Annotated in this window: 18 protein-coding genes; 9 read left to right on the plus strand and 9 right to left on the minus strand. The window is 70.4% G+C overall.

All coding sequences use genetic code 11. The annotated features are described in order from the left end of the window. Window positions 1-7: 7 nt before the first annotated feature. The 4 genes from ACGH7X_RS09760 to ACGH7X_RS09775 are packed head-to-tail and all read right to left on the minus strand — an operon-like array spanning window position 8 to window position 3,730. Window positions 8-325 carry a non-heme iron oxygenase ferredoxin subunit gene (locus tag ACGH7X_RS09760; RefSeq protein ID WP_053128856.1) on the minus strand — a complete coding sequence of 106 codons (318 nt, stop codon included), beginning with the start codon at window positions 323-325 and terminating at the stop codon, window positions 8-10. Further along, the gene (gene sufD, locus ACGH7X_RS09765; protein ID WP_399883716.1) at window positions 325-1,506 is read right to left on the minus strand and encodes a Fe-S cluster assembly protein SufD; all 1,182 of its coding nucleotides are present in this window, start codon (window positions 1,504-1,506) and stop codon (window positions 325-327) included. The genes ACGH7X_RS09760 and sufD overlap by 1 nt, the downstream gene beginning before the upstream one ends. 59 nt (window positions 1,507-1,565) lie before the next feature. After that, window positions 1,566-2,987 (minus strand): Fe-S cluster assembly protein SufB, encoded by a 1,422-nt coding sequence (sufB, locus tag ACGH7X_RS09770; protein ID WP_399883719.1) that lies wholly within the window; start codon window positions 2,985-2,987, stop codon window positions 1,566-1,568. Next, window positions 2,984-3,730 (minus strand): helix-turn-helix transcriptional regulator, encoded by a 747-nt coding sequence (locus tag ACGH7X_RS09775; RefSeq protein ID WP_399883722.1) that lies wholly within the window; start codon window positions 3,728-3,730, stop codon window positions 2,984-2,986. Before ACGH7X_RS09775 ends, sufB begins: the two co-directional genes overlap by 4 nt. A gap of 182 nt (window positions 3,731-3,912) precedes the next feature. Between ACGH7X_RS09775 and ACGH7X_RS09780 the strand changes: the two genes are divergently transcribed. From ACGH7X_RS09780 to ACGH7X_RS09795, 4 genes are all read left to right on the plus strand, one after another. Continuing rightward, the gene (locus ACGH7X_RS09780) at window positions 3,913-4,701 is read left to right on the plus strand and encodes an aminoglycoside N(3)-acetyltransferase (RefSeq protein WP_399883725.1); all 789 of its coding nucleotides are present in this window, start codon (window positions 3,913-3,915) and stop codon (window positions 4,699-4,701) included. A gap of 77 nt (window positions 4,702-4,778) precedes the next feature. After that, window positions 4,779-5,702 (plus strand): ABC transporter ATP-binding protein, encoded by a 924-nt coding sequence (locus ACGH7X_RS09785; RefSeq protein WP_399883728.1) that lies wholly within the window; start codon window positions 4,779-4,781, stop codon window positions 5,700-5,702. A gap of 88 nt (window positions 5,703-5,790) precedes the next feature. After that, a complete protein-coding gene (locus ACGH7X_RS09790) occupies window positions 5,791-6,591 on the plus strand; it encodes an ABC transporter permease (protein WP_399883731.1) in 801 nt (266 codons plus the stop codon). Between the two features lie 54 nt (window positions 6,592-6,645). Further along, window positions 6,646-7,668 (plus strand): heme A synthase, encoded by a 1,023-nt coding sequence (locus tag ACGH7X_RS09795; RefSeq protein ID WP_399883734.1) that lies wholly within the window; start codon window positions 6,646-6,648, stop codon window positions 7,666-7,668. Here the strand turns inward: ACGH7X_RS09795 and ACGH7X_RS09800 are convergent. The 4 genes from ACGH7X_RS09800 to ACGH7X_RS09815 all read right to left on the minus strand — a co-directional run bounded on the left by ACGH7X_RS09800 (window position 7,623) and on the right by ACGH7X_RS09815 (window position 10,990). Continuing rightward, the gene (locus tag ACGH7X_RS09800) at window positions 7,623-8,366 is read right to left on the minus strand and encodes a nucleotidyltransferase (RefSeq protein WP_399883737.1); all 744 of its coding nucleotides are present in this window, start codon (window positions 8,364-8,366) and stop codon (window positions 7,623-7,625) included. The genes ACGH7X_RS09795 and ACGH7X_RS09800 overlap by 46 nt on opposite strands. A gap of 18 nt (window positions 8,367-8,384) precedes the next feature. After that, complete coding sequence (locus ACGH7X_RS09805) at window positions 8,385-9,491, minus strand: amidohydrolase family protein (protein ID WP_399883739.1); 1,107 nt, start codon at window positions 9,489-9,491, stop codon at window positions 8,385-8,387. A gap of 65 nt (window positions 9,492-9,556) precedes the next feature. Beyond that, the gene (locus tag ACGH7X_RS09810) at window positions 9,557-9,928 is read right to left on the minus strand and encodes a hypothetical protein (protein ID WP_399883741.1); all 372 of its coding nucleotides are present in this window, start codon (window positions 9,926-9,928) and stop codon (window positions 9,557-9,559) included. A gap of 108 nt (window positions 9,929-10,036) precedes the next feature. Further along, on the minus strand, window positions 10,037-10,990 hold the full coding sequence (locus tag ACGH7X_RS09815) for a heme o synthase (RefSeq protein WP_399896890.1): 954 nt from the start codon (window positions 10,988-10,990) through the stop codon (window positions 10,037-10,039). A gap of 376 nt (window positions 10,991-11,366) precedes the next feature. On the opposite strand from ACGH7X_RS09815, the gene tkt reads away from it, so the two are divergent. From tkt to pgl, 5 genes are read left to right on the plus strand one after another with little or no spacing between them, the layout of a single operon-like run. Further along, entirely contained in the window at window positions 11,367-13,454 is a 2,088-nt protein-coding gene (gene tkt, locus ACGH7X_RS09820; protein ID WP_399883743.1) for a transketolase, read from the plus strand. 34 nt (window positions 13,455-13,488) lie between these two features. After that, window positions 13,489-14,607, plus strand: coding sequence for a transaldolase (gene tal / locus ACGH7X_RS09825; protein WP_399883745.1), 1,119 nt, complete (start codon window positions 13,489-13,491; stop codon window positions 14,605-14,607). A 4-nt stretch (window positions 14,608-14,611) separates the two neighbouring features. Further along, entirely contained in the window at window positions 14,612-16,135 is a 1,524-nt protein-coding gene (gene zwf / locus ACGH7X_RS09830) for a glucose-6-phosphate dehydrogenase (RefSeq protein ID WP_399883747.1), read from the plus strand. Then, window positions 16,132-17,187 (plus strand): glucose-6-phosphate dehydrogenase assembly protein OpcA, encoded by a 1,056-nt coding sequence (gene opcA / locus ACGH7X_RS09835; RefSeq protein ID WP_399883749.1) that lies wholly within the window; start codon window positions 16,132-16,134, stop codon window positions 17,185-17,187. The genes zwf and opcA overlap by 4 nt, the downstream gene beginning before the upstream one ends. Then, on the plus strand, window positions 17,184-17,969 hold the full coding sequence (pgl, locus tag ACGH7X_RS09840; protein ID WP_399883751.1) for a 6-phosphogluconolactonase: 786 nt from the start codon (window positions 17,184-17,186) through the stop codon (window positions 17,967-17,969). Before opcA ends, pgl begins: the two co-directional genes overlap by 4 nt. 66 nt (window positions 17,970-18,035) lie before the next feature. On the opposite strand, the gene pgi is transcribed toward pgl, so the two are convergent. Then, window positions 18,036-19,688 carry a glucose-6-phosphate isomerase gene (gene pgi / locus ACGH7X_RS09845; RefSeq protein WP_399883753.1) on the minus strand — a complete coding sequence of 551 codons (1,653 nt, stop codon included), beginning with the start codon at window positions 19,686-19,688 and terminating at the stop codon, window positions 18,036-18,038. Between the last annotated feature and the right edge of the window lie 62 nt (window positions 19,689-19,750).

The raw sequence follows: 19,750 nt of genomic DNA on the forward strand, positions 1-19,750 counted from the left end.
GGGTGCCTCAGGACTCCTGGGTGAGGGAGACGAGCACGTCGTCCCCTTCGATCTTTACGGGGTAAACGGGAACGGGGCGCGTCGCCGGAAGACTGTCGGGCTTGCCGGAACGGAGGTCGAAGCGCGAGCCGTGCAGCCAGCACTCGATGTGACAGTCGTCGACCTCGCCCTCGGCGAGGGACACGTTCGCGTGCGAACAGATGTCGTTGATCGCGAAGACCTCGCCCTCGGTCCGCACGACGGAGATCGGCGTGCCGTCGAGTTCCACCCGCTTGGGGGTGTCCTCCTCCAGCTCGTCCGCTCCACAGACGCGTACGAACGTCATCAGACCGACGCCTCCAGCTCCTCGTCGATCTTGGCGATGAGGCGCTCCTCGATGTCCGGGACACCGATCTGCTGGACCAGCTCGGCGAAGAAGCCGCGGACCACCAGGCGGCGGGCGTCGATCTCGGGGATGCCGCGCGCCATCAGGTAGAAGAGCTGCTCGTCGTCGAAGCGGCCGGTGGCGGAGGCGTGGCCGGCGCCGACGATCTCGCCGGTCTCGATCTCCAGGTTCGGCACCGAGTCGACCCGCGCGCCGTCGGTGAGGACGAGGTTGCGGTTCATCTCGTAGGTGTCGGTGCCCTCGGCCGCGGCCTCGATGAGCACGTCGCCGATCCAGACCGCGTGCGCGTCCTCGCCCTGGAGCGCGCCCTTGTAGACGACGTTGGACTTGCAGTGCGGGACGTTGTGGTCGACCAGAAGGCGGTGCTCCTGGTGCTGGCCGGCGTCGGTGAAGTACAGACCGAACAGCTCGGCCTCGCCGCCGGGGCCCGCGTAGGCCACGCGCGGGTGCAGCCGGACCAGGTCGCCGCCGAAGGTGACCACGAAGGACTTGAAGGTGGCGTCCCGGCCGATCAGGGCGTTGTGCTGGCCGACGTGCACGCCCTTGTCGTCCCAGTCCTGGACGGAGACGACGGTCAGCTTGGCGCCGTCGCCCAGGACGTAGTCCACGTTGGCGGCGAGGACCGCGTCACCGGTGTGGTCGATGACGACCACGGCCTCGGCGAAGGCGCCCAGCTCGACGACCTGGTGGGCGTAGGCGGTGCCGCCCTGGCCGTGCACGGCGATGCGGATCGGCTCGGTGAGGACCGTCTCCTTGGGGACGGTGATCACGCCGGCCTTCTCGAACGCCGAGTAGGCCTGGGCGGCGACCCGGTCCACCGGGGTGCCCGCCCTGCCGATGCGCGCGTCGTCGCGGCCGACGGTCTCGACGACGACGCCCTCGGGGGCGTCGATGTCGACCTTCACGCCGTCGCCGGTGGCGACCGCGGTGCCGTCGTGCAGCCCGCGCAGCCGCTCCAGCGGGGTGAACCGCCACTCCTCCTCGCGGCCGTGGGGGACCTGGAAGTCCGCCACGTCGAAGGACGCGGGCGCGCTCATGCGCGTGGCGACGGTCGACTCGGCGGCCACCGCGATCTGTCCCGCGGTGGTGGACCCCACGGGGATGTTCTGAGCCTCAGCCATGGCTGTCGGTCTGCTCTCTTCCTACGTCAGAAATCTGGCGACTGCTTCGGGGACGGGTCTTAACCGACCGCGCCTTCCATCTGCAGCTCGATCAGCCGGTTGAGCTCGAGGGCGTACTCCATGGGCAGCTCCTTGGCGATCGGCTCGACGAAGCCTCGCACGATCATCGCCATCGCCTCGAACTCGCTCAGACCGCGGCTCATCAGGTAGAAGAGCTGGTCCTCGGAGACCTTGGAGACGGTCGCCTCGTGGCCCATGGACACGTCGTCCTCGCGGACGTCCACGTAGGGGTACGTGTCGGAGCGCGAGATGGTGTCGACGAGCAGCGCGTCGCACAGCACGTTCGACTTGGAGCCGTGGGCGCCCTCGCCGATCTCGACGAGACCGCGGTAGGAGGTGCGGCCGCCACCGCGGGCCACGGACTTCGAGACGATGTTGGAGGAGGTGTTCGGCGCCATGTGGACCATCTTGGAGCCGGCGTCCTGGTGCTGGCCCTCGCCCGCGAAGGCGATGGACAGGGTCTCGCCCTTGGCGTGCTCGCCCATCAGGTAGACGGCCGGGTACTTCATCGTCACCTTGGAGCCGATGTTGCCGTCGATCCACTCCATGGTCGCGCCCTCGTACGCCACGGCGCGCTTGGTGACCAGGTTGTAGACGTTGTTCGACCAGTTCTGGATGGTCGTGTAGCGGCAGCGGGCGTTCTTCTTGACGATGATCTCGACCACGGCGGAGTGCAGCGAGTCCGACTTGTAGATCGGAGCCGTGCAGCCCTCGACGTAGTGCACGTAGGCACCCTCGTCGACGATGATCAGGGTCCGTTCGAACTGGCCCATGTTCTCCGTGTTGATACGGAAGTAGGCCTGGAGCGGGATCTCGACGTGCACGCCCTTCGGCACGTAGATGAAGGAGCCGCCGGACCACACGGCGCTGTTCAGCGACGCGAACTTGTTGTCACCGACGGGGATGACGGTGCCGAAGTACTCCTTGAAGAGCTCCGGGTGCTCCTTCAGGGCGGTGTCGGTGTCCAGGAAGATGACGCCCTGCTCCTCCAGGTCCTCGCGGATCTGGTGGTAGACGACCTCGGACTCGTACTGGGCCGCGACACCGGCGACGAGGCGCTGCTTCTCCGCCTCGGGGATGCCGAGCTTGTCGTAGGTGTTCTTGATGTCCTCGGGCAGGTCCTCCCAGGACTCCGCCTGCTTCTCCGTGGAGCGCACGAAGTACTTGATGTTGTCGAAGTCGATCCCCGACAGGTCCGAGCCCCAGTTCGGCATGGGCTTCTTCTCGAACAGGCGCAGACCCTTGAGACGGAGCTTGGTCATCCACTCCGGCTCGGACTTCTTCTCGGAGATGTCGCGGACGACGTCCTCGTTGATGCCGCGCTTGGCAGAGGCGCCGGCCGTGTCGGAGTCGGCCCAGCCGTATTCGTACTTGCCCAGGCCCTCGAGCTCGGGGTGAGCAGTCTCCGTGGGGAGAGTCATGCGGGGTTCCTCCCGGCCGTGCTTGCAGATGCGTTGTGGGTCTTGGAAGTCTCGGAAGGCTTCGAAGTCTTCGGAATGAACGTGGTGCAGACCCCGTCGCCGTGCGCGATGGTCGCGAGCCGCTGTACATGCGTACCGAGCAGCTCGGCGAAAAATTCCGTCTCCGCCTCGCACAGCTGCGGAAACTGCTCCGCGACGTGGGCGACCGGGCAGTGGTGCTGGCACAGCTGCTCGCCCTGCTGGGGGTGGGGTGCGCTCCGCGCGGTAGCAGCGTACCCGTCCTCGCTCAGGGCCTTGGCCAGGGCTTCGGCGCGCTTTTCGGCGGGGACGGATTCGACGGCCTTGCGATACGCGCCCGACTGGGCGGCGATCCTGGCGCGGGCGAAGGCGGCGATCGCCTGCTCCCCGCCCTCCTGCTCGGCGATCCAGCGCAGGGCGTCGGCGGCCAGCTTGTCGTACGACTGGTCGAAGGCGTCCCGGCCGCAGTCGGTGAGCGCGAAGACCTTGGCGGGCCGTCCGCGCGTGCGCGCGCCGTAGACCCGCTGCTCGCGGGCCTCCACCACGTCGTCGGCGACCAGGGCGTCGAGGTGGCGCCGGACGGCGGCCTGGGTCAGGCCCAGGCGTCCGGCGAGCTCGGCGACGGTCGACGGCCCGTGGTCCAGGATGGAGCGCGCGACGCGGTTGCGGGTGGACCGCTCACCGGTCGCGAGTTCCTCCTGCGGAGCCTCGCCAACGTTTTTCACAACGCCATTGTTGCGTAATTCATCCGAGGCGGGCAAGCCGGGTCCGGATCATCGGACGGTGCCCTGCGTCACTTAGGTATACCTAACGTGACCTGCGGAAACGATCTTTGATCGATCACTCCGGAGCGGGCACGGCGCCAATCCGGTGGCGTGCCCAACCGGTTTCCGGAACACTCCCCCGCATGCCCACACCCCCTCCCACCGGCCCACTCGTCACCCGGGGCACGATCGCCGCCGGGCTGCGCGAGCTGGGTGTGCGCACCGGCGACACCCTCCTCGCGCACTCCTCCCTCAGCTCCCTCGGCTGGGTCTGCGGAGGACCGGTCGCCGTCGTCCAGGCACTGCTCGACGTGCTCGGTCCGAGCGGCACGCTGGTGGTTCCCACCCAGACCGGCGACCTCTCGGACCCGGCGCTGTGGAAGAGCCCGCCGGTGCCCGAGGAGTGGTGGGACACCGTGCGGGCCGCGATGCCCGCCTACGACCCGCTGATCACGCCCTCGCGCGGGGTCGGCGTGATCCCCGAGACGGTGCGCACCTGGCCGGGCGCCCGGCGCAGCGCGCATCCGCAGACCTCCTTCGCGGCCCTCGGCGCCCGTGCCGCCGAGGTGGTCGCGGGCCACGCGACCGACTGCCGGCTCGGCGAGCGCAGTCCGCTGGCGACGCTGGAACGGCTGGACGCCCGGGTGCTGCTGCTCGGCGCGGGCTACGAGGCGTGCACCGGCTTCCACCTCGCCGAGTACCGGATTCCCTCCCCGCTGGTGCAGGTGGGGCGCCCGGGGCCGGTGGGCTGGGAGCGGGTGACGGAGGTGTCGATCACGTCGGAGCGGTTCGACGAGCTGGGCCACGACTTCGAGCGCGACCGTCCGGTCGTACGCGCGAGGATCGGCGCGGCCGACGTACGCCTGTTCCCGCTGCCGGACGCGGTCGCCTACGCCGAACGGTGGCTGACCACGCATCGCCCGCGCGAGTGAGGCCCGTCGGAGGGGCGGGAGGAGTTTTCCACACCCCCGCGCCCGATGGCCCGTCCAGCTACCTAGACTCGTGACCCATGCGAAGCGAGCCCGTGGTCCAGGTCCAGGCCCTGGTGAAGCGGTACGGCACGAAGACCGCGGTGGACGGCCTCGACCTGGTGGCCCATACGGGTGTCACCGCCGTGCTCGGCCCCAACGGGGCGGGCAAGACGACCACGGTCGAGACCTGTGAGGGATACCGGAGGCCGGACTCCGGGACCGTGCGTGTCCTGGGCCTGGACCCGGTGAGACAGGGCTCCGCGCTGCGCCCGCGGATCGGCGTGATGCTCCAGTCCGGCGGCGTCTACTCGGGTGCGCGCGCGGACGAGATGCTGCGCCACGTCGCGAAGCTGCACGCCCATCCGCTGGACGTCGACGCCCTGATCGAGCGGCTCGGACTCGGCTCGTGCGGCCGCACGACGTACCGCAGGCTCTCGGGCGGGCAGCAGCAGCGGCTCGCCCTCGCGATGGCCGTGGTCGGCCGCCCGGAGCTGGTGTTCCTGGACGAGCCGACCGCCGGCCTGGACCCGCAGGCCCGCCGCGCCACCTGGGACCTCGTACGGGACCTGCGCGGCGACGGCGTCTCGGTGATCCTCACCACGCACCACATGGACGAGGCCGAGCAGCTGGCCGACGACGTCGCCATCGTCGACGCCGGCCGGGTCGTCGCGCAGGGCTCCCCGGAGGAGCTGTGCCGCGGCGGCGCCGAGAACACCCTGCGGTTCTCCGGCCGCCCGGGACTGGACGTCGCGTCCCTGCTCAAGGCACTCCCCCCGGACTCCGCGGCCGCCGAGCTGACGCCGGGCTCCTACCGGGTGAACGGCGAGGTCGACCCGCAGCTGCTCGCGACGGTGGCCTCCTGGTGCGCCCAGCACGGGGTGATGCCGGACCGCATCTCGGTGGAACGGCACACCCTGGAGGACGTGTTCCTGGAGCTGACGGGCAAGGAGCTGCGCTCATGATCTCGGTCGGTATTGAGGACGGCCGGGGGTCCGGGGGTCGTCCCCCGGGAAGACACAGCCTGGAGCTGACGGGCAAGGAGCTGCGCTCATGACAACGACCACGGACACCGCCGGGAGCACCGGCACCCCCGGCGCCTACGCACCCAGGCCCGGCGCCGCTCCGCTGGGGCGCATGATCGCGGCGCAGGCCGTGCTCGAGACGAAGATGCTGCTGCGCAACGGCGAGCAACTGCTGCTGACCGTGATCATCCCGACGCTGCTGCTCGTCCTGTTCAGCTCCGTGGACATCATCGACACCGGCGCCGGCGAGGCCGTCGACTTCCTCGCTCCCGGCATCCTCGCGCTGGCCGTGATGTCGACGGCGTTCACCGGGCAGGCCATCGCCACCGGCTTCGAGCGCCGGTACGGGGTGCTGAAGCGGCTGGCGTCCTCGCCGCTGCCCCGCTGGGCCCTGATGACCGCGAAGACGGTGTCGGTCCTGGTCACCGAGGTGCTCCAGATCGTCCTGCTGACGGTGATCGCCTTCGCGCTGGGCTGGTCGCCGCAGGGCAACCCGGCGGCCGTGCTGCTGCTCCTGGTCCTCGGCACCGCGGCCTTCTCCGGGCTCGGGCTGCTCATGGCGGGCACGCTGAAGGCGGAGGCCACGCTGGCCGCCGCCAACCTGGTCTTCCTGCTGCTCCTCGTGGGCGGCGGGGTGATCGTGCCGCTGGACAAGTTCCCGGACGCGGCACAGAGCGTGCTGGGGCTGCTGCCGATCTCCGCCCTGTCGGACGGGTTGCGGGACGTCCTCCAGCACGGGGCCTCGATGCCCTGGGGCGACCTGGGCATCCTCGCCGTGTGGGCGGTCGTGGGGCTCGCGGCCGCGGGGAAGTTCTTCCGCTGGGAGTAGGAACACATGCCGTGGACCGACCCTCGTGAAAGCGTGCACAAGCGGGCGCCTACGATGGACGGCGTGCCAAACGTGACCCGCGCCGACGCCGCAGCAGCCGTGCGCAACCCGCTCGCCTTCATCGCCGCACGCTGGACCCCGCACCCTCGCACGGTTCGGCGCGCGGCCTTCATCGCGCTCGCCATGGCGGTGGTCATCGTCGTCACCGGCGGTGCCGTACGCCTCACCGGCTCCGGCCTCGGCTGCCCGACCTGGCCCAAGTGCACCGACAACTCGCTCACCACCACGAGCGAGATGGGCTTCCACGGCGTCATCGAGTTCGGCAACCGCATGCTGACGTACGTGCTGTGCGCCGCGGTCGGCTGGGCGATCATCGCCGCCCGGTCGCAGAAGCCGTACCGGCGCAGCCTGACGCGGCTGGGCTGGACGCAGTTTTGGATCGTGATGGGCAACGCGATCCTCGGCGGCATCGTGGTCCTCGTCGGTCTCAACCCGTACACCGTCGCGGCGCACTTCCTGCTGTCGAGCGCACTGATCGCGGTCGCGACCGTGATGTGGCAGCGCACCCGGGAGGGTGACACGGCACCGCGTCCCCTGGTCGGCAAGTCCGTGCAGCAGCTGGTGTGGGTGATGACCGCCGTCTCCGCGCTGCTGATCGCGGTCGGCACGGTGGTCACCGGCGCGGGCCCCCACGCGGGCGACTCCAGCGAGGTCGAGCGGATGCCGATCGACTGGGAGACGGTGACCAAGGCGCACGCCGTGCTGGCGTGGGTCGTGGTGACGCTGACGTTCGCCCTGTGGTTCGTGCTGAAGGCGGTCGACGCGCCCAAGGGGCCGCTGGCCCGCACCCGCGACCTGTTCCTGGTGCTGCTCGCCCAGGGGGTCATCGGCTACGTCCAGTACTTCACCGACCTCCCGGAGGTCCTGGTCGGCCTGCACATGTTCGGCTCGTGCCTGGTGTGGATCGCGGTGCTGCGGGTGCTGCTGTCGCTGCGCGAGCGGTCGCGGGAGGCGGCGACCGGGCTGCCGGCTCAGGAGTACGAGGCGACCAGCGTGTCGATGGCGGGTCCCAGGTAGCTCCGGGTCAGCTCGGCGCGGCGGGCGCTCCACTCCGCCGCGGCCGTGGGCCCCGCGGGCTTCCCGTACCGCCGCCGCGTGATGTCCTCGACGACCTCGCCGGGCGCCCCGAGGGCGGGCAGTTCCGCCAGGGCCTGCCGCTTCGTGATCAGGCGGCCCTCCCGCAGCGTGACGGTGGCGCGGGCGAAGGTGAGCAGACCCAGGTCGACCCAGACGTCCTGCCGCCACAACTCGGCCCTGCGCACGGTCGGCCGCCAGTAGTCCCGCTGCTCCCGGACGACGAACCCGGCCAGTTCGCCGTCCGTCACCGGCGGCAGCAGCTCCCGGGGGGACTTGCCGTGCAGGACGCGTCCGAAGCTGTGGAGTTCGCGCCGGGTGACCGGGGTGACCGTGCGTTTGAAGAGCTGCCGGTGGGCCCAGGTCAGGTGCCGCTGGTCGGGGTCGGCGGCGGTGTCGGGTGACAGGTAGCTGCAGTGCAGCAGTCCGGCCAGGGGTTCGGCGCGCAGGCGGGCGTGGAGCAGTCCCAGCCGCCAGGCCGTGCGCGCCGTGGCCGGCCGTGGCAGGACCGCGATCAGGTCGAGGTCGCTGCGGCCCTCCTGGTAGTCGCCCCCGCCCAGTGAACCGTGGGCCCAGACGGCGACGGGGCCGAGGGGCAGCAGGCCGGTGAGGAAGCGGTCGAGCAGGGCGTCGGTCGGCATCCGCCCAGTCTCGGCGATTCAGTCCAGCCCGTACACCCGCCCGGCGTTGCCCGAGGCGATCATCCCGGCCACCCGTTGCGCGTCCCCGAGCGACCACGCCCCCTCGGCCACCCAGGTGCCCAGCACCCGGCCGAGGGCCTCGCGGAACAGGCGGGCGGCGACCACGTGCAGTTCGGGCAGGCCCTGCGCGCCGCTGGAGAAGACGATCTTGCCGAAGGGGGCCAGTTCCAGGATCTCCGCGAGGACCGTCGCGGCCCGGGCGCCGGTACGCACCAGGGCGGCGCCCGAGTCGGCGTAGACGTGCGGGAAGACGCCGGCCAGGTGGGCGGCGTGGCGGTGGTACGGGTAGCCGTGCAGGAGGACCAGGTCGGTGCCGAGGCCGGCGGTGGCCCGTACGAAGTCCGTGAGCAGGACCGGGTCGGTGCGGTCGATGCGCAGGCCCGGCTCGCCCAGGCCCGCGTGCAGTTGGAGCGGCAGGCCCGAGGCGACGGCGATCCACAGCAGGTGGCGCAGCAGCACCGGGTCGCTCAGCTCCCCGCCGACCTCACGTCCCGTCAGCCAGCGGGCGGCGGCGCCGCGCACCTCACCGGCGCCGGGAGGTTCCGGCGCGAGCGCCAGGCCGTGCCGTACACCGGCGACGGAGGTGAAGGCGACCGCGTTCGCGGCGGCGCCGTGCACGGCCTCGGCGAGGTTGGCGAGGAAGGACTCGACGGTGCCGGAGGTGTCGGCGACCTGCTCGGCGAGCAGCTCCAGGCGCACGATCTCGCGGGTGTCCGCGTCCGCGGCCGAGGCCATCTCGGCGGGACCGGTGAGGTCGCCGGGCAGCCCGGCGTCGACCAGGTAGGTCGTGATGCCGCTGCCGCGCAGCAGCCGGCGGTCGGCCTCCATGACGCCCAGTTCGCGGCGCCGGGCCAGATAGCGGGCGGGCGGGCAGTGCGGTTCCAGGCCGAGCAGGGGCGGGCACCAGCGGCGTACCGCGAAGCCGGTCTGGGTGTCGAAGAGGGTGGTGCCCGGCGCGGGCGGACCCTCGGTGCGGGCCAGCTGGGCCTCGAAGGTGCCGAGGCCCAGCTCCGTTCTCAGGACGCCGTGGCAGTACTGGTCCACCAGGGACGGCGTTTCGATCATCCGGACTCCCCTGCTGGACCCGTGCGCCTCGCGGCCTTCCACGGTCCTAACGGGTGAACCGGGTCTCAGGTGTTGCTCGGCCCGCCGACCTGGATGCCGGCCATGCGCGACCACTCGTAGCGGCCCGTCGTCACCTTGGCCGCGAACTCGCCGTCGAAGTCCTCGTGGACGGTGATCCCGGACTGCTCGACGGCCTTCAGGGCCGCCTCGTGGGAGCGCGCGACCAGGTCGCCCCAGGCGCCGTCCTCGCCGACGAGCACGATGCGGGCGCCGCGCTCACCGAGGTAGGCCACCTGGGCCTCGGCGCCGCCGTGGGCCTTGGCGAAGGAGTCGATCCGCCCGGCCGTCCGGGTCACCCGGTGCTCGGCCCACCGGTCCGCCCACCCGGCGGCCTTCGCGCTGCCCTGCTCCGTGTCCACCTGCTGCGTGTCTGCCATGACCAGGATGCTACCGACGGGTAGATCGAACGGCGACGGGCGGGGTGCGTGGCCTTGACCACGCGCCCCGCCCGTCGGACGGCTTCAGAAGCGGTGCGCAAGAGGCTCTCAGCGCAGGAAGGGGTCCACCGCGATCGCCAGGAACAGCACCGACACGTAGGTGATGGACCAGTGGAACAGCCGCATCTCCTTGAGCTTGCCGCCCGTGACCTCGGCCTTGGCACGGTTCTGCAGCCCGTGCGCCTCCCACAGCCACATGCCGCCGGCCAGCAGCGCGACGGCCGTGTAGAACCAGCCGGTGTAGCCGAGCGGCGTCAGCAGCAGCGACACCGCGACCATCGCCCAGCTGTAGATCACGATCTGCCGGGCCACGACCTTGTTGGAGGCGATGACCGGGAGCATCGGTACACCGACGCGCGCGTAGTCCTCCTTGACCTTCATGGACAGCGGCCAGTAGTGCGGCGGCGTCCAGAAGAACATCACCGCGAAGAGGATGATCGGTGCCCAGGACATCGAGTTGGTCACGGACGACCAGCCGATGAGCACCGGCAGACAGCCGGCGATGCCGCCCCAGACGATGTTCTGCGAGGTGCGCCGCTTGAGGATCATCGTGTAGACGACGACGTAGAAGAGGAGCGCGCCGAGGGAGAGCCAGGCCGACAGCCAGTTGACGGTGAGGCCGAACAGCACGGTCGAGACGACGGCCAGGGAGATGCCGAAGACGAGACATTCGGCCGGACTGACCATGCCGGTCACCAGCGGGCGCTGCGAGGTCCGGTCCATCAGCGCGTCGATGTCGCGGTCGATGTACATGTTGAGCGCGTTCGCGCCGCCGGCCGACAGGTACCCGCCGAGGCAGGTCAGCAGCACCAGCTTCAGATTCGGAACACCCTGCTCGGCGAGGAACATCACCGGAACGGTGGTGATCAGCAGAAGCTCGATGATCCGCGGCTTGGTCAGCGCCACGAACGCCTTGACACGGGCCCCGAACGGCCGGTGACTCGGGCTCTGGTTCGTCCCGATAACCCCCGCAGGACGGGATTCAACGGCCGTCACGCACACCCCTGACAGAGACATCCCAGCAAGCCCGACCGTGTGAAGTGGCGGTAAAGGCTCGCGCGTACCACGCCACTTTAGACGTTGCCCATACCTCGGCCTTCGCGGGGGTGGGGTCGTGTTGAAGGGGGTGCTCCGACGTGCGTTCGGAGAGTCGATTGAGCAGTCAGATGAGCGGCTCCGTATTCACTTGCCGAATGCGGTTTCGCCCAGTCGACAGGCGGATCGCGAAGAGTCCCGGCAGTCTTGTTTCCAGCGGAAAAACGCACGTACTTACGGGGGTAGGCTCGACAACGGCCGGCCGATCTCACGGACGCGCCGGCAGCCGGTGGGCGCCCACGTGCACCGGCATCCGACATGTGGAGAGGAGCCCTGACTCAGGGTGAGCACCAAGCCGACCACCACAGACCTCGAGTGGACCGAACTGGACCAGCGGGCCGTGGACACCGCCCGCGTCCTGGCCGCCGATGCCGTACAGAAGGTTGGCAACGGCCATCCGGGTACGGCGATGAGCCTGGCGCCCGCCGCCTACACCCTCTTCCAGAAGGTGATGCGGCACGACCCCGCCGACGCGAACTGGGTCGGGCGCGACCGTTTCGTGCTGTCCGCCGGCCACTCGTCGCTGACCCTCTACACCCAGCTGTACCTGGCCGGTTTCGGCCTGGAGCTGGCGGACCTCGAGTCGTTCCGCACCTGGGGTTCCAAGACCCCCGGGCACCCGGAGTACGGGCACACCACGGGCGTGGAGACGACGACCGGCCCGCTGGGCCAGGGTGTCGCCAACGCGGTGGGCATGGCCATGGCCGCTCGCTACGAGCGCGGCCTGTTCGACCCGGAGGCCGCCGAGGGCACCTCCCCCTTCGACCACTTCATCTACTGCATCGCCGGTGACGGCTGCCTCCAGGAGGGCATCTCCGCCGAGGCCTCCTCCCTCGCGGGCCACCAGAAGCTGGGCAACCTGGTCCTGCTGTGGGACGACAACCACATCTCGATCGAGGGCGACACCGAGACCGCCGTCTCCGAGGACACAGTCAAGCGGTACGAGGCGTACGGCTGGCACGTGCAGCGGGTCGCCCCGAAGCCGGACGGCGACCTCGACCCGAACGCGATCTACGACGCGATCGAGGCGGCGAAGCAGGTCACCGACCGGCCGTCGTTCATCGCGATGCGCTCGATCATCGCCTGGCCCGCCCCGCACGCGCAGAACACCGAGGCCGCGCACGGCTCGGCGCTCGGCGACGACGAGGTCGCGGCCACCAAGCGGGTCCTGGGCTTCGACCCGGAGAAGTCCTTCGAGGTCTCCGACGAGGTCATCGAGCACACCCGCAAGGCGCTGGAGAAGGGCCAGGCGGCCCGCGCGGTGTGGGAGAAGTCCTTCCAGCAGTGGCGGGACAACAATCCGGAGCGCGCCGCCGAGTACGACCGCGTCGCCAAGGGGGAGCTGCCGGGGGGCTGGGAGGAGAAGATCCCGGTCTTCGAGGCGGGCAAGGGCCTGGCGACCCGCGCCGCGTCCGGCAAGGTGCTCCAGGCGCTCGGCGCGGTCGTCCCCGAGCTGTGGGGCGGCTCGGCCGACCTGGCCGGCTCGAACAACACGACGATCGACAAGACGTCGTCCTTCCTCCCGGCGGGCAACCCGCTGCCCGAGGCGGAGCCGTACGGCCGCACCATCCACTTCGGCATCCGCGAGCACGCGATGGCCGCGGAGATGAACGGCATCGCGCTGCACGGCAACACCCGCATCTACGGCGGAACGTTCCTGGTCTTCTCGGACTACATGCGCAACGCGGTGCGGCTGTCGGCGCTGATGCACCTGCCGGTGACGTACGTGTGGACGCACGACTCCATCGGTCTGGGCGAGGACGGTCCGACCCACCAGCCGGTCGAGCACCTCGCCTCGCTGCGCGCGATCCCGGGTCTGAACGTGGTCCGGCCGGCCGACGCCAACGAGACGGCGATCGCCTGGCGCGAGATCCTGCGCCGCTGGACGAAGGAGTTCGGCAAGGGCCAGCCGCACGGCCTCGCCCTCACCCGCCAGGGCGTGCCGACGTACGAGCCCAACGAGGAGGCGGCCAGGGGCGGCTACGTGCTGTTCGAGGCCGACGGCGGCGACGCCGAGGTCGTCCTCATCGCCACCGGCTCCGAGGTGCACGTCGCCGTCGGGGCGCGCGAGCAGCTCCAGGCCGACGGTGTGCCGACCCGTGTGGTGTCCATGCCGTCCGTGGAGTGGTTCGAGCAGCAGGACCAGGGGTACCGGGACAGCGTCCTGCCCCCGTCCGTGAGGGCCCGGGTCGCGGTGGAGGCCGGGATCGGTCTGACCTGGCACAAGTACGTGGGAGACGCGGGCCGCATCGTCTCCCTGGAGCACTTCGGTGCTTCGGCTGACGCCAAGGTGCTCTTCAAGGAGTTCGGTTTCACCGCCGAGAACGTTGCCGCCGCCGCGCGGGAATCCCTCGCCGCGGTCCAGCGCTGACGCTCGTATACGACACGTAGGAGATGCATTTTCCATGACAGACGCACTCAAGCGCCTCTCCGATGAAGGCGTCGCGATCTGGCTGGACGACCTGTCGCGCAAGCGGATCACGTCCGGCAACCTCGCCGAGCTGATCGACCAGCAGCACGTCGTGGGCGTCACCACCAACCCGTCGATCTTCCAGAAGGCGATCTCCCAGGGCGACGGCTACGACCAGCAGCTCTCCGACCTCGCGTTCCGCAAGGTCACGGTCGAAGAGGCCATTCGCATGATCACCACGGCGGACGTCCGCGACGCCGCCGACATCCTGCGCCCCGTCTTCGACGCCACCGGCGGCAAGGACGGCCGGGTCTCCATCGAGGTGGACCCGCGCCTGGCGCACAACACCAAGGCGACGGTCGCCGAGGCCAAGCAGCTCGCCTGGCTGGTGGACCGGCCGAACACCTTCATCAAGATCCCGGCCACCGAGGCAGGCCTTCCGGCCATCGCCGAGACCATCGGCCGGGGCATCAGCGTCAACGTCACGCTGATCTTCTCGCTGGAGCGCTACCGCGCGGTCATGGACGCCTTCCAGACCGGCCTGGAGCAGGCCAAGGAGCGCGGCCTGGACCTCTCACAGATCCACTCGGTGGCGTCCTTCTTCGTGTCCCGCGTGGACACCGAGATCGACAAGCGGATCGACGCGCTCGGCACCGACGAGGCCAAGGCCCTGCGCGGCAAGGCCGCCGTCGCCAACGCGCGCCTCGCCTACCAGGCGTACGAGGAGGTCTTCGGCACCGACCGCTGGGCCGCCCTGGAGAAGGCCGGCGCCAACAAGCAGCGTCCGCTGTGGGCGTCGACGGGCGTGAAGGACAAGGCGTACAGCGACACCATGTACGTCACCGACCTGGTCGCGCCGAACACGGTCAACACCATGCCGGAGGCGACGCTGTTCGCCACCGAGGACCACGGCGAGATCACCGGCAACGCCGTCGCCGGCACCTACGAGCAGGCCCGCGCCGACCTCGACGCGGTCGAGAAGCTCGGGATCGGCTACGACGAGGTGGTCCAGCTGCTGGAGAAGGAGGGCATCGACAAGTTCGAGGACTCCTGGACGGACCTGCTGAAGTCGACCGAGGCGGAGCTGAAGCGCCTCGCCCCCTCGGAGGGCTAAAACATTGTCAAGCAGCAATCCGCTGCGTGACCCCGCAGACCGACGGCTCCCGCGTATCGCGGGGCCGTCGGGTCTGGTCATTTTCGGCGTCACCGGTGACCTCTCCCGCAAGAAGCTCATGCCCGCCGTGTACGACCTCGCCAACCGGGGTCTGCTGCCGCCGGGCTTCTCGCTCGTCGGTTTCGCCCGCCGCGACTGGGAACACGAGGACTTCGCCCAGGTCGTGCACGACGCCGTCAAGGAACATTCGCGCACGCCGTTTCGCGAGGAGGTCTGGCAGCAGCTCATCCAGGGGATGCGCTTCGTCCAGGGCACCTTCGACGACGACGACGCCTTCGAGCGGCTGCGCGGCACCATCGAGGAGCTGGACAAGGCACAGGGCACGGGCGGCAACTTCGCCTTCTACCTCTCCGTGCCGCCGAAGTCCTTCCCGGTGGTCATCAAGCAGCTGAAGAAGCACCAGCTCGCCGACCAGTCGAGCGGCTCCTGGCGCCGCGCGGTGATCGAGAAGCCGTTCGGCCACGACCTGAGGTCGGCCGAGGAGCTCAACGCGATCGTCCACGAGGTCTTCGCCCCGGACCAGGTCTTCCGCATCGACCACTACCTGGGCAAGGAGACCGTCCAGAACATCCTGGCGCTGCGTTTCGCCAACACGATGTTCGAGCCGATCTGGAACCGGTCCTACGTCGACCACATCCAGATCACCATGGCCGAGGACATCGGCATCGGCGGCCGGGCCGGCTACTACGACGGCATCGGCGCCGCCCGCGACGTCATCCAGAACCACCTGCTCCAGCTGCTCGCGCTGACCGCCATGGAGGAGCCCGCCTCCTTCGACGCGGACGCGCTGGCGGCGGAGAAGACCAAGGTGCTCGGCGCGGTCAGGCTCCCCAAGGACCTGGGCCGGGACACCGTGCGCGGCCAGTACGCGGCCGGGTGGCAGGGCGGCGCCAAGGCCGTCGGCTACCTCGAAGAGGACGGCATCGACCCCAAGTCGAAGACCGACACCTACGCCGCGATCAGGGTCGGCATCGACAACCGCCGCTGGGCGGGCGTCCCCTTCTACCTGCGCACCGGCAAGCGCCTCGGTCGCAGGGTCACCGAGATCGCGGTCGTCTTCCAGCGGGCCCCGCACTCCCCCTTCGACTCGACGGCCACCGAGGAACTCGGCTCGAACGCGATCGTCATCCGCGTCCAGCCCGACGAGGGCGTCACCGTCCGCTTCGGCTCCAAGGTGCCGGGCACGTCGATGGAGATCCGGGACGTGTCCATGGACTTCGCCTACGGCGAGTCGTTCACGGAGTCCAGCCCCGAGGCGTACGAACGCCTGATCCTCGACGTCCTCCTGGGCGACGCCAACCTCTTCCCGCGCACCGAAGAGGTCGAGCTGTCCTGGAAGATCCTCGACCCGATCGAGGAGTACTGGGACACGCACGGCACCCCGGCCCAGTATCCGGCCGGCACCTGGGGGCCCGTCGAGGCGGACGACATGCTGGAGCGAGACGGACGGAGCTGGCGCCGGCCATGAAGACAGACCTCACGGACACCACGGCCAGCAAGATCAACAAGGCGCTGGTCCTCGGCCGCCGGGCCATCGGCACACCGGCCGTCGGCATGGTGCTCACCCTCGTCATCGTCACCGACGAGGAGAACGCCTACGACGCCCTGAAGGCCGCGAGCGACGCCGCGCACGAGCACCCCTCGCGCACGCTCGTCGTCATCAAGCGCGTCTCGCGCTCGCCCCGGGACCGCACCAGGTCCCGGCTGGACGCCGAGGTACGCCTCGGCGCCGACGCGGGCACCGGCGAGACGATCGTGCTGCGGCTGTACGGCGACGTCGTCGACCACGCCCAGTCGGTGGTCCTGCCCCTGCTGCTGCCGGACGCGCCGGTGGTGGTGTGGTGGCCGGTGAACGCGCCGCTCGACCCGGCCCGGGATCCGCTGGGCGCGCTCGCCCAGCGCCGGGTCACCGACACCTACGCCTGCGAGGAGCCGATTCGGGAGCTTGGGGCCCGCGCCGACGCCTACGCGCCCGGCGACACCGACCTGTCGTGGACCCGCATCACGCCGTGGCGCTCGATGCTGGCGGCGGCGCTGGACCAGGTCGACTGCGAGGTGCAGTCGGTCGAGGTGGAGGGCGAGGAGTTCAACCCGAGCTGCGAGCTGCTCGCGATGTGGCTCGCGGACCGGCTGGACGTGCCGGTGAAGCGCTCGGCGTCGAACGGCCCGGGGCTGACGGCGGTCCGGATGGACACCGACTGCGGTCCGGTCGTCCTGGACCGGGCCGACGGCTCGCTGGCGAACCTCTCCATCCAGGGCCAGCCGGCCCGCGCGGTCGCGCTCAAGCGCCGCGAGACGGCCGAGCTGATCGCGGAGGAGCTGCGGCGCCTGGACCCGGACGACACGTACGCCTCGGCGCTGCGGTACGGGGTGAACCGGCTGAACGCGCCGGCCAAAGGAGACTCCGGCGACCGTGAGGACGCCCTCGCGGCCGCCGCTCCCGTCGGGTCGGCTGCGAAAGCTCCCGCGAAGGACGCGACGCGGGAGAAGGCACCGGTGAGGAAGGCGGCGGCGAAATGAGCGACACCCCTCAGCTGGTCGTGCACCGTGACAAGGAGCTGATGGCCGAGGCCGCGGCGGCCCGGCTGATCACGAAGATCGTGGACGCGCAGGCCTCCCGGGGCAGCGCGTCCGTGGTCCTCACCGGCGGCCGCAACGGCAACGGCCTGCTCGCGGCCCTCGCCGCCTCCCCGGCCCGGGACGCGATCGACTGGGGCCGGCTCGACCTGTGGTGGGGCGACGAGCGCTTCCTGCCGGAGGGCGACCCGGAGCGCAACGTCACCCAGGCGCGCGAGGCGCTCCTCGACACGGTGCCGCTGGACCCGAAGCGGGTGCACGCGATGCCGGCGTCCGACGGCCCGTACGGCTCGGACGTGGAGGCGGCGGCCGCCGCCTACGCACAGGAGCTGGCCACGGCGTCCGTCCCGGAGAACCACGCCGCGGTCCCGTCCTTCGACGTCCTGCTCCTCGGCGTCGGCCCCGACACCCACGTGGCCTCGCTCTTCCCGGAGCACCCGGGAGTCCGCGAGAGGGACCGCACGGTGATCGGCGTCCACGGCTCCCCCAAGCCGCCCCCCGTCCGCGTCTCCCTCACCCTCCCCGCGATCCGCGCCGCCCGCGAGGTGTGGCTGCTCGCGGCGGGCGAGGACAAGGCGAACGCGGTCGCGATCGCCCTCTCGGGCGCGGGCGAGATCCAGGCCCCGGCAGCGGGCGCCCGGGGCCGCGCCCGCACCCTGTGGCTCCTGGACTCGGCGGCGGCGTCGCAATTGCCGAGATCGCTGTACCCCCCGGCGTCGGCATAATCCAGCCCGTCCGGCGTTTGAAGGGGCGGCGGGGGCGAAAACCCCTCGCCGCCCCTTCCCGCGTCCTCACACCCGCCCGCGCAGCTCCCGATAGGCCGCGACCAGCGCACGCGTCGAGTCGTCCAGTCCGGGAACGTCCGTGCCCTCACTCAGCGCCGGCTCGACGCGCTTGGCGAGCACCTTGCCCAGTTCGACGCCCCACTGGTCGAAGGAGTCGATGTTCCAGATCGCGCCCTGGACGAACACCTTGTGCTCGTACAGGGCAATGAGCTGTCCGAGGACGGAGGGGGTCAGCTCGCGGGCGAGGATCGTCGTGGTGGGGTGGTCGCCGCGGAACGTCTTGTGCGGGACCAGCTCCTCCGCCACCCCCTCGGCCCGTACCTCGTCCGGGGTCTTGCCGAAGGCGAGCGCCTGGGTCTGGGCGAAGAAGTTGGCCATGAGCAGGTCGTGCTGGGCCTTGAGTTCGTCGCTCAGCTCGGCCACCGGCCGGGCGAAGCCGATGAAGTCCGCCGGGATCAGCTTGGTGCCCTGGTGGATCAACTGGTAGTAGGCGTGCTGCCCGTTGGTCCCCGGCGTGCCCCACACCACCGGCCCGGTCTGCCACTCGACCGGATTGCCGTCCCGGCCGACGGACTTGCCGTTGGACTCCATGTCCAGCTGCTGGAGGTACGCGGTGAACTTCGACAGGTAGTGCGAGTACGGCAGCACCGCGTGCGACTGTGCGTCGTGGAAGTTGCCGTACCAGACGCCCAACAGGCCCATCAGCAGAGGCACGTTGGACTCGGCGGACGCGGTGCGGAAGTGCTCGTCGACGAGGTGGAAGCCGTCGAGCATCTCGCGGAAGCGGTCCGGGCCGACGGCGACCATCAGGGACAGCCCGATCGCCGAGTCGAAGGAGTACCGGCCGCCGACCCAGTCCCAGAACTCGAACATGTTGGCCGTGTCGATGCCGAACTCGGAGACTTTCCCGGCGTTCGTCGACAGCGCCACGAAGTGCCGCGCGACCGCCGCGTCGTCGCCGAGCGCGTCGAGCAGCCAGGTCCGGGCGGAGGTGGCGTTGGTGACCGTCTCGATGGTGGTGAAGGTCTTGGAGGCGATGATGAACAGCGTCTCGGCCGGGTCCAGGTCCCGGACCGCCTCGTGCAGGTCGGCGCCGTCCACGTTCGACACGAAGCGCAGCGTGAGCGAGCGGTCGGTGAAGGCGCGCAGCGCCTCGTAGGCCATCGCGGGGCCGAGGTCGGAGCCGCCGATGCCGATGTTGACGACGTTCTTGATGCGCCTGCCGGTGTGGCCGGTCCACTCGCCGGAGCGGACCCGGTCGGCGAAGTCGGCCATCTTGTCGAGCACGGCGTGGACCTTGGGGACGACGTTCTCGCCGTCGACCTCGATCACCGCGTCCCGCGGGGCGCGCAGCGCGGTGTGCAGGACTGCGCGGTCCTCGGTGATGTTGATCCGCTCGCCGCGGAACATGGCGTCGCGCAGCCCGAACACGTCGGTGGCGGCGGCCAGCTCCCGCAGCAGCCGCAGGGTCTCGTCGGTGACGAGGTTCTTCGAGTAGTCGACGTACAGGTCTCCCACGCGGAGCGTGCAGCCGGTGCCGCGCCCCGGGTCGGCGGCGAACAGCTCGCGCAGCCGCACCTCGCCGAGCTGCTCGCGGTGCTTGGCCAGCGCAGCCCATTCGGGCGTCTGATGGAGCCTGGTACGGCCGTCTGCGTTCATGTCGGACGTCAGCCTTCTTCCTTGGGTGTCCCAGCTGTCCCGGCTGTTCCAACCTAAATGAT

The organism is Streptomyces sp. BBFR51, assembly GCF_044591655.1.
GTDB lineage: Bacteria > Actinomycetota > Actinomycetes > Streptomycetales > Streptomycetaceae > Streptomyces.

Coding starts and splice junctions, on each gene's coding strand:
- ACGH7X_RS09760 (WP_053128856.1), bottom strand. CDS start 325: ATGACGTTCGTACGCGTCTGTGGAGCGGACGAGCTGGAGGAGGACACC.
- sufD (WP_399883716.1), bottom strand. CDS start 1,506: ATGGCTGAGGCTCAGAACATCCCCGTGGGGTCCACCACCGCGGGACAG.
- sufB (WP_399883719.1), bottom strand. CDS start 2,987: ATGACTCTCCCCACGGAGACTGCTCACCCCGAGCTCGAGGGCCTGGGC.
- ACGH7X_RS09780 (WP_399883725.1), top strand. CDS start 3,913: ATGCCCACACCCCCTCCCACCGGCCCACTCGTCACCCGGGGCACGATC.
- ACGH7X_RS09785 (WP_399883728.1), top strand. CDS start 4,779: ATGCGAAGCGAGCCCGTGGTCCAGGTCCAGGCCCTGGTGAAGCGGTAC.
- ACGH7X_RS09790 (WP_399883731.1), top strand. CDS start 5,791: ATGACAACGACCACGGACACCGCCGGGAGCACCGGCACCCCCGGCGCC.
- ACGH7X_RS09795 (WP_399883734.1), top strand. CDS start 6,646: ATGGACGGCGTGCCAAACGTGACCCGCGCCGACGCCGCAGCAGCCGTG.
- ACGH7X_RS09800 (WP_399883737.1), bottom strand. CDS start 8,366: ATGCCGACCGACGCCCTGCTCGACCGCTTCCTCACCGGCCTGCTGCCC.
- ACGH7X_RS09805 (WP_399883739.1), bottom strand. CDS start 9,491: ATGATCGAAACGCCGTCCCTGGTGGACCAGTACTGCCACGGCGTCCTG.
- ACGH7X_RS09810 (WP_399883741.1), bottom strand. CDS start 9,928: ATGGCAGACACGCAGCAGGTGGACACGGAGCAGGGCAGCGCGAAGGCC.
- tal (WP_399883745.1), top strand. CDS start 13,489: ATGACAGACGCACTCAAGCGCCTCTCCGATGAAGGCGTCGCGATCTGG.
- opcA (WP_399883749.1), top strand. CDS start 16,132: ATGAAGACAGACCTCACGGACACCACGGCCAGCAAGATCAACAAGGCG.
- pgl (WP_399883751.1), top strand. CDS start 17,184: ATGAGCGACACCCCTCAGCTGGTCGTGCACCGTGACAAGGAGCTGATG.
- pgi (WP_399883753.1), bottom strand. CDS start 19,688: ATGAACGCAGACGGCCGTACCAGGCTCCATCAGACGCCCGAATGGGCT.